Annotated in this window: 9 protein-coding genes; 3 read left to right on the top strand and 6 right to left on the bottom strand. The window is 35.2% G+C overall.

Annotated elements, in window-relative coordinates:
- The first annotated feature begins 65 nt into the window (after positions 1-65).
- Both CD172_RS00390 and pglS read left to right on the top strand, forming a co-directional pair.
- The gene (locus CD172_RS00390) at positions 66-641 is read left to right on the top strand and encodes a hypothetical protein (protein ID WP_103345118.1); all 576 of its coding nucleotides are present in this window, start codon (positions 66-68) and stop codon (positions 639-641) included.
- Positions 642-707: 66 nt separating this feature from the next.
- Positions 708-1,757, top strand: a complete 1,050-nt coding sequence (gene pglS, locus CD172_RS00385) for a 6-phosphogluconolactonase (RefSeq protein ID WP_103345117.1) — start codon at positions 708-710, stop codon at positions 1,755-1,757.
- 109 nt (positions 1,758-1,866) lie between these two features.
- On the opposite strand, the gene CD172_RS00380 is transcribed toward pglS, so the two are convergent.
- From CD172_RS00380 to CD172_RS00365, 4 genes are all read right to left on the bottom strand, one after another.
- Complete coding sequence (locus CD172_RS00380; RefSeq protein ID WP_234022041.1) at positions 1,867-3,255, bottom strand: aldehyde dehydrogenase; 1,389 nt, start codon at positions 3,253-3,255, stop codon at positions 1,867-1,869.
- Positions 3,256-3,319: 64 nt separating this feature from the next.
- Positions 3,320-3,601 (bottom strand): GNAT family N-acetyltransferase, encoded by a 282-nt coding sequence (locus CD172_RS00375; RefSeq protein ID WP_060551452.1) that lies wholly within the window; start codon positions 3,599-3,601, stop codon positions 3,320-3,322.
- Positions 3,602-3,621: 20 nt separating this feature from the next.
- Positions 3,622-4,545, bottom strand: coding sequence for a manganese-dependent inorganic pyrophosphatase (locus CD172_RS00370; RefSeq protein ID WP_037566973.1), 924 nt, complete (start codon positions 4,543-4,545; stop codon positions 3,622-3,624).
- 62 nt (positions 4,546-4,607) lie between these two features.
- Positions 4,608-5,159, bottom strand: coding sequence for a cysteine hydrolase family protein (locus CD172_RS00365; RefSeq protein WP_037566971.1), 552 nt, complete (start codon positions 5,157-5,159; stop codon positions 4,608-4,610).
- A gap of 82 nt (positions 5,160-5,241) precedes the next feature.
- On the opposite strand from CD172_RS00365, the gene CD172_RS00360 reads away from it, so the two are divergent.
- Positions 5,242-6,351 (top strand): glycosyl hydrolase family 28-related protein, encoded by a 1,110-nt coding sequence (locus tag CD172_RS00360; RefSeq protein WP_060551451.1) that lies wholly within the window; start codon positions 5,242-5,244, stop codon positions 6,349-6,351.
- Between the two features lie 84 nt (positions 6,352-6,435).
- Here CD172_RS00360 and CD172_RS00355 read toward each other — a convergent pair whose 3' ends face one another.
- Positions 6,436-7,230 carry a prephenate dehydratase gene (locus CD172_RS00355; RefSeq protein WP_103345116.1) on the bottom strand — a complete coding sequence of 265 codons (795 nt, stop codon included), beginning with the start codon at positions 7,228-7,230 and terminating at the stop codon, positions 6,436-6,438.
- A gap of 44 nt (positions 7,231-7,274) precedes the next feature.
- On the bottom strand, positions 7,275-8,345 hold the full coding sequence (locus tag CD172_RS00350; protein ID WP_060551449.1) for a nitric oxide synthase oxygenase: 1,071 nt from the start codon (positions 8,343-8,345) through the stop codon (positions 7,275-7,277).
- Positions 8,346-8,378: the final 33 nt, after the last annotated feature.

The following is an 8,378-nucleotide window of genomic DNA, read 5'->3' as shown; positions in this document are numbered from 1 at the left end:
ATGCATAACTATCTATCTACATTATATAAGTTTTGTTGAATAATTTTTAAATAAAGGGTAAGGTGATGATTTTGTATCAAAGTCAAAATGTACTCGTTTCATATAAATTAAATCAACAAACATCTATTCAAGTAAAACAGATAGACCTTCAACTTAGAAATCAACATTTAACAAAACCTATGCCACAAAAAATCATTGAGCGTATCTTTGACAAACATATTTATGCGCGTAATATTGCGATTGGTGTCAGCCAAGATCCTACTTTAATAGAGAGTGCAGAGCAGTTTAAAGCGCAATTGGAAGACTATTTGGAGCAACAAGGGGCTTATCCTTATGTCGTTAAAATTGTCAAATGGAATGATCATAGTAAAAATATGAAGAAATTTGAGCGCGCTTTTGTTGAGCATGAGCCAGATTTATGGTTCGTGTTTTCAAATGCGTTAGGTTTTTCACGAATGTTAAAACGTTTATATCGAAATGAACATTTTGATGCATCTCGAACATATTGCTTAAGTAATTTGTGTTCTAACTATCTTTTGAACGTGTTAGGTGAGAAATATTTTGAAGGTATGAAAGGTGTAACGCCGACTGGAGAATCTTGGTTTGTAAATAGAGGTGAAATACATATTTTATCTTCATGATATACCAGTAACCAGCTTTTTGATAAACTATAGTTAAGGATTAAATATATTTTAGGAGGAAATCATATGGCATCAAAAGGTTATATTGGCTCTTATACTAAAAAAAATGGTAAAGGATTATACTTTTTTGAATTAGATGAGCAGACCAATCACATCTCTAAACTTGAAACAGCGTATGAAATTAATGCATCTACATACTTTGATATATATGAGAACACTTTAGTGGCGATTACAAAAAATGATACGCATAGTGGGATAGCCACATTTAATATTAAAGATGACGGTAAGTTGGAAAAAGTAAGTGAATGTTTAGATTCACTTAAAGGGTCAGGTTGTTATGTGTCATTCTCACCCGATGGTCAATATATTTTTGAAGCGGTATATGGAGATGGTATTGCACGCATATATGAATTTGATAAATCTTCTCAAAAAATATTGCGTTTAATCGAAGAAGTGTACCACGAATATCCTAAAGGGCCAAATGTAGAACGTCAGGACCAATCACATGTGCACTATTTAGAAGTCACGCCTGAACATAAATATGCTGTCGCTGTCGATTTAGGTGCAGATTTAATTGTTGCATATCATTTCGGTCAAAAAGGATTAGAAGTTGCGCACCGTACTCAAATGCTTCCGGGCGATGGTCCAAGGCACATTGCATACCATAAAACTGGTGCGTATGGTTATGTCGTAAACGAATTATCAAATACTGTTGTGGTCATGTCGTATCAAGATGGACAATTTAAAGAAATTGAGCGTCATTTGACGATTCCAGATGCCTATTTACAACCAACGAAACTGGCAGCGATTCATATTTCAGATGATCAACGGTTTATGTATATTAGTAATCGTGGGCATGATAGCATTGCCATATTCGAAATTTTACAAGATGGTGCACAGTTGCGTTTAGTTGATTTCGTTTCAACAGGAGGCAGTTTCCCTAGAGATTTTAACCTTTCACCATCAGGTCAACATGTTGTCGTAGCTCATCAAGAGGATGAAAGTAACGTAGTTGTGTTTGAACGTAATGAAGAGACCGGCATTTTGACTAAGTGTGATGACACATCATCTGCCCCAGAAGGGGTTTGTGTGAAATTTGTCACTATAGATGGATAAGTACTTAGTTCAAAATCATTTGTTTCATTAATGCAATCTATATTATGAAATTCAATTAGCCTTCAAAATGCATAACAACATGCGTTTTGAAGGCTTTGTAGTATTAACTTTATTTATTTTTGTTGAAAAATTGTTTAATCATATTAAATTTTCCTTTGTATGGAGGAAATAAAATACCTGTTTCGAGTTTTGTAGTTTTAAAAATGTAAGGCTTTTCGTGTGTAAATGTATCAAATGTATATTTTCCATGATAGCGTCCCATACCTGATGCGCCCACACCACCAAATGGTAATTTTGGATTAGCTAATTGTAAAAGCGTATCGTTGACAGCCCCGCTACCAAAAGAGAGTGTGTCTAAAACTAAATTTGATGTATTTTCATCTTCTGTAAAAACATATAGCGCCAACGGTTTAGGTAAGGTTTGTAACCATGCTAATGCCTCATTAAATGACTGATAAGTGACGATAGGGAGTATAGGGCCGAATATTTCATTTTGCATAATTTTATCTGAAGGATGAATATCGTCTAATACTGTTGGTTCTATAAATCTAGAAGCAACATCTTTAGTTCCACCAATGACAATATTATTTTCATGTTCAGTTAACAAAGAAGAAAGACGTTCAAAGTGGTTATGATTCACTATGCGTCCCAAATCTTGGCTTTTTTCAGGATGTTTTCCATAAAATTCTTTTAACGTGGTACGCATTGCATCGATAAATTCATCTTTAACGGTTTCATCAATGAGGACATAATCTGGAGCTACACACGTTTGCCCCAAATTCATAAATTTACCAAAACAAATGCGTTCACTAGCTACTTTTAAATTTGCTGTTTTATCGATAATCGTTGGAGATTTACCTCCCAATTCTAAAGTAACCGGTGTCAGATGCTTGCTGGCAGCTTCATAAACGATTTGACCTACTTTTGTACTCCCTGTAAAGAAGATATGGTCAAAAGGTAATGTTAATAATGATTGAAGTGTGTCTTTACCGCCTTGTACAACTGTGACATGCGTTTCTTCAAAAGTTGCTTCTATGATGGATTGAATCACTTTAGAGACATTAGGGGTTAATTCTGAAGGTTTTACTATCACCGTATTCCCAGCAGCGACTGCGCCAATTAGAGGTTCCATTACAAGTTGAAAAGGATAATTAAACGGTCCAATAATTAAAACAGTGCCTAGAGGCTCTTTCATTAAAAAGCTTTTTGCTGGAAATAAGTAAAACGGTGTTTCAATGGCACGTTTACGCGCCCATTTTTTGAGATCTTTACGATAATGATTAATGGAATTTAACGTATAACCAATTTCAGTTGCGAAAGCTTCTACTGCGTGCTTTCCTAAATCATCTTTTAATGCTTGATATAACGCTTTTTCATGGGACTTAATATTTTTTTTTAAGGATTTTAGTTTTTGTTTTCTAAATGCGAGAGGCTTTGTGGCTTGAGATTTAAAGTATGTTTGAGATGCGTCGAAAAGCATTTGATAATTCAAATCTATCCCTCCTATAAATGATAAAAAAGGTTGAGACATTGCAAATACATTTATGTCTCAACCGTTAGCGTTATGATTTTTTTAAATGCGCAAGTGATGCATCTCGTTCAAATTGAGCATGCACATAAGAACAAGAAGGAATAATTTTTAAGTCTTCTTCTTGCGCCTTTTTAATGACAGCATTAAATAATTGTTTTGCGACACCATGTCCTCTTAAACTCGGATCAACAAATGTATGGTTCACATCTATTGTGTGAGCATCTACAAATGTATAGGTAATTTCTGCATCGGGTGCTTGCGCGTCGTCTCCGATATAAAATTTATGATTACCTTCATTGACTTGAATTGACATCATATCACCTTCGATATTTTTTATGATAATGCGTCGGTAACTTGAGGAACGATTTGTTTCTTACGTGACACTACGCCAGGTAAAAATGCAGTATTGTTGTCTAGTGTTGTGTTAAAAGCACTAGCAATTTTATCTGTATCTGCGCCAGTCACTAAGATTTTTGAATTACTATTTAAGATGTCAGTGACTACTAAAATAAATGATGTATAGTTATGATCTGCGATTTCTTTATTCATTGCATTTTCTAAAGCCTCTTGACGTGCGATAACTTCATCAATATCTACAGTGTTGACTTGTGCGATACGTACTGTACGTTCACCCATATCAAATGATTTCGCATCTTTGTTAAGTAATTGCTCTTCTGTGCTATCTTTTGTAGAAGCACCTGCTTTAAGCATATCAAGACCATATTGATCAACATCTACATTAGCGATGCTTGCAAGCGCACGTGCTGCATTCACATCTTGTTCTGTACAAGTTGGAGATTTAAATAAAAGACTATCTGAGACAATTGCAGAAATCATTAATCCTGCGATTTCAGGTTTGATGTCATAACCACGTTCATTGTACATTTTGTAAAGAATTGTAGCTGTACAGCCTACTGGTTCTGCACGGTAATAGAGTGGTCCAGCTGTTTCGAAGTTCGCAATACGGTGATGATCGATAACGTGTTTAACTTTTGCTTTATTAATCGTTTCAGCACTTTGTTGAAATTCATTATGATCAACTAAAATCACTTCTTGGTCAGTTAAATCATCTGTCAAAAGTTCTGGTGCTTCAACATTAAAATAATCTAAAGCATATTGTGTTTCAGGAGCAACATTTCCTAAGCGATATGCTTTAGCGTCTTTGTTGCCGTGAAGTTGTTCAAAGTCTGCCATAATAATCGCTGATGTGATGGCATCTGTATCTGGATTTTGATGTCCGAAAATATATGTTGTCATTTGATAAACTCCTTATATCTTTACTATTGATTTATTACATATTTTAGCATGGCACACGTATGTTATTCCACCGTTGCGCCTAAAGTATTTTTAAAATGAGCAAGTGCCCATTCATGTCCTAATTCATTGAATGATGCTACGCCATCTTTAGGAATGACTAATTGATAATTTAAATTATAAGCAGTAGATGCTGTGTGTAACACACAAATATCTGTACAAACACCTACTATCTCCAAAGTGTCGATTTTTCTTTCTCTAAGTAATGTATCTAAAGGTGTGCCAAAGAAAGAATCATAGCGCCTTTTATCTATAAAAAATACATGTTCTTCATGTTCAATTGTTTGAAATACTGAACCGACTTGTCCGTATAATTTTCGTCCTTCAGTACCGATAATATTATGTGGAGGAAAACTTTTAGACTCTGGGTGGGTAGGATCATTTTCAAAATGTAAATCCATCATAAAAAAGATATTTTCTTTTTTATCATGATAATGTTGAATGCGATCTACAATGTACCCCTCGATGGCTTGACCAGCGCCCCCACAAGTCAATTTTCCATTGTCTGCGATGAAGTCATTAGAATAGTCAACTACGATTAAAGCTCTTTTTGACATAATGTCCTCCTAAAATTGGGTATACTATCTATAAATCAGAGATGATTATAGTATAACCTAAATATGGAAGGATACTAGACCAATGTTAAAAAATGTTAAAAATTTTGGCGCTAAAACAAAAAATAAATGGTTTGACACTTATGGCATTCAACGTGCATTAAATGTAGTGGCTAGAAATGGGGGTGGTACGGTCTATATACCTAAAGGTGAATATCATATTGCGAAAGCTTTAAAAATATATCAAAATACAACCCTAAAACTTGATGATGAAGCGGTGCTATTACGTAAAGGGCGTGATGCATTATTGAAAAATGGATCAAGTCGTAAAAAATATTATCGTTATGAAGGGAATGGCTATATTAAAATTGAAGGCGGTACTTTTGATATGAATGGAACGGAATGTCCCTATAACAATACCGCCATGTGTTTAGGGCATGCACGTGAAATAGAAGTATCTCATGTTACTTTTAAAAATATTGTTGGTGGTCATGGTATTGATGCTTGTGGCTTAGATGGGGTACACATACATGATTGTGCATTTTTAGGTTTTGCTGATTATGCAGGGGATCGTTGGTTTTCAGAAGCCATTCAACTTGATTTGTTCATTGAGGGTGCTTTTCCAAAATTTGGTGTCAATGACGGTACAATTACTAAAAATGTAGTAATAGAAAATTGTTATTTTGGCAATTCTGGTGAGGGTAACATGGGACCGTGGAATCGCGCAATTGGCTCACATGCTAGCAGACTTTTTCATTATTATGAGAACATCGTCATCCAACATAATGTATTTGAAGGTACTCAATCGTATGCACTCACCCCTTTAAAAGCTAAAAATTTATTTATTGCTTATAATTCGTTTATCAACTGTGCTGGCGTATTACGCTATTTAGGCGTTTACAAAGGGAAGCATATGGTGTCGTTTGATGGACGCATAGAAGGTAAAGAGGGGGGCAAAGATTTAATATTTATTCACAATGATATTCAAAACACAAAAATGCTAGATACGTTGCACATACGCAGTCATAAAGATGCGCCTCATCAGAATATAGATATTTTGCACAATACTTTTTCGGGAGAAAATAATCCAATCCAATTAACAGGTTCTACAGATATTTATATCCACAACAATGAAAATCTCCCTGATATTAATCAAAAAGACGTAGAAAACCTTTATCAAGAGCATCTAAACTAAATGAGAGAATATATATAAATCCCCTTTCAACATATTGAAGGGGGATTTAAATTTGGAGGTTTTCTATATCAACTATGTATGGCATTATGCATCGAAACGACCTAAATGACGGATTTCAAAATCGAGCGTTTCTAAAATGGTTGTGATTTTATGCATATCCTCATCACTAGGGTAGACGCATTGAACAAAAAAGCGATACATGCCTAGTTGCGTTTTTAATGGTCTAGATTCAATCCAACTTAGGTTCACATTAAATAAAGCAAAAGTGTTTAAAATACTTGCTAACAAACCAGGTTTGTCATAACTTGGCGTAATGATGAGCATGCATTGATGACCTTTATTCGGTACAGTAGCCTCACGAGTTAATACTAAAAAACGTGTCATATTATGTGGGAAATCTTCAATATTTTCGATGAGCGGGACGTAACCATAAGCCTCACCACTTCCTTTGGGGGCAATTGCAGCTGTAGTGGCATTAATATATTTTAATGCGTCTACCGTACTTTGTGCATACGCGTAGTCTAACTGTCGTTCGTGAATGAATTTTTGGGTTTGGCTAATGGCTGGTCCAATAGAATACACTCGAGTAATATCCTCTAAACTTGTAGTTGATTGGGTGTATAACGAAAACTCTATATCTAAATGAATTTCTTTAATGATTGTTAAATCATGTTCAACTAGGTTATCCGCGACCACGTTAATCGTACCTTCTATTGCATTTTCAATAGGGACAATTGCTTTTGATTGAGGATTTGCTTGTACAGCTTGAATGACTTCATAAAGATTTTCTTTTGGGATTAATTGATTAAGGTCTTTCTCATATTTTAAGGCAGCTAAATATGAAAAAGTGCCTTTGGGTCCTAAATAAAATAAGGACATAACCTCACCTCACTCGTGAATGTTTGTCCTTATTTTACACAAATCTAATGAAAAGGGCACCCACTCGGGTCCTTTTTTTTATAATAAAAGTTTGTTTCACGCATTGTATTATCGTATCCATGATGGTAATTAGGCGTTAAAGTAGGCGATAATGGTGGTGCAAGCCACGACCATTTTCCTGTCACTGTACGACCTTTAGCGCTTTCTATCGCTTCAAATTTTTCAAACTGCTTGGACGCTGTTAAATGGTCTACCATAGAGACACCATTATCTTTAAAAGATTGGTAGACAGCATCATTTATTTCAACTAATACACGATCTTTATTGAAGCTACTGTTTCTTAACGTATCAAAATCCATTGCGTCTGCTAAAGGTTGCATTAAGTTGTATCGATAAGGGTCAATAAAGTTTCGAACGGCAATCTCATTAACCATATACCAACCGTTAAAAGGCGCTGTTGGGTATGTGATACCGCCAATTTTCAAGTCCATACTGGATATAATTGGCACGGCATACCATTTTAAATTTAACTGTTCTATTTTAGGGTATGCATGATGTCGAATGGGCACTTCCAAAATAAGTGATTTTGGGTAGTCAAAATATTTGATTGGTTGGTCAGGAAGTTGATATATAAGTGGTAAGATATCAAAGTCACTGTGAGTGCCACGCCAACCTAAATGTTCGGCGAGTTGTGTGATATTCTTTTCAGCGGGATCCCCTTTATTTTCATAACCGGCATATCGAATCAACTGATGATTAAAAATTTTCGGTGAATCCTCAAATGAGGGGGCGAAAATTGTAATATATGGTACGATCTTACCATGATTCGTAGCTTTTTCGATGTGAGTAGTGATAGCATTTAAAAATGCTGGTTCGTCTTTAATATGTCTTGCATCTTGAACTTTTAAACTTTCCCAAAACAAGCGACCGATACAACGATTTGAATTGCGCCATGCGAGACGCGCGCCATAAATTAATTCTTCTGATGTATGGTGATAAAAGCCCGTTGTATTAATGTCATGTTCAACCTCTTTAATGCGCTCTAACTTTTTGTAATGAGGTTGATTCGTTTCCTCATAATATTGCGTTATAAATGATATTGCCTCTTTTAACATCGTACCACCTCACCGTTCATTATAATCGATAAA

This window comes from Staphylococcus agnetis, assembly GCF_002901865.1.
Taxonomy (GTDB): Bacteria; Bacillota; Bacilli; order Staphylococcales; family Staphylococcaceae; genus Staphylococcus; species Staphylococcus agnetis.
This window is presented reverse-complemented; position numbering and strand designations above follow the sequence as displayed.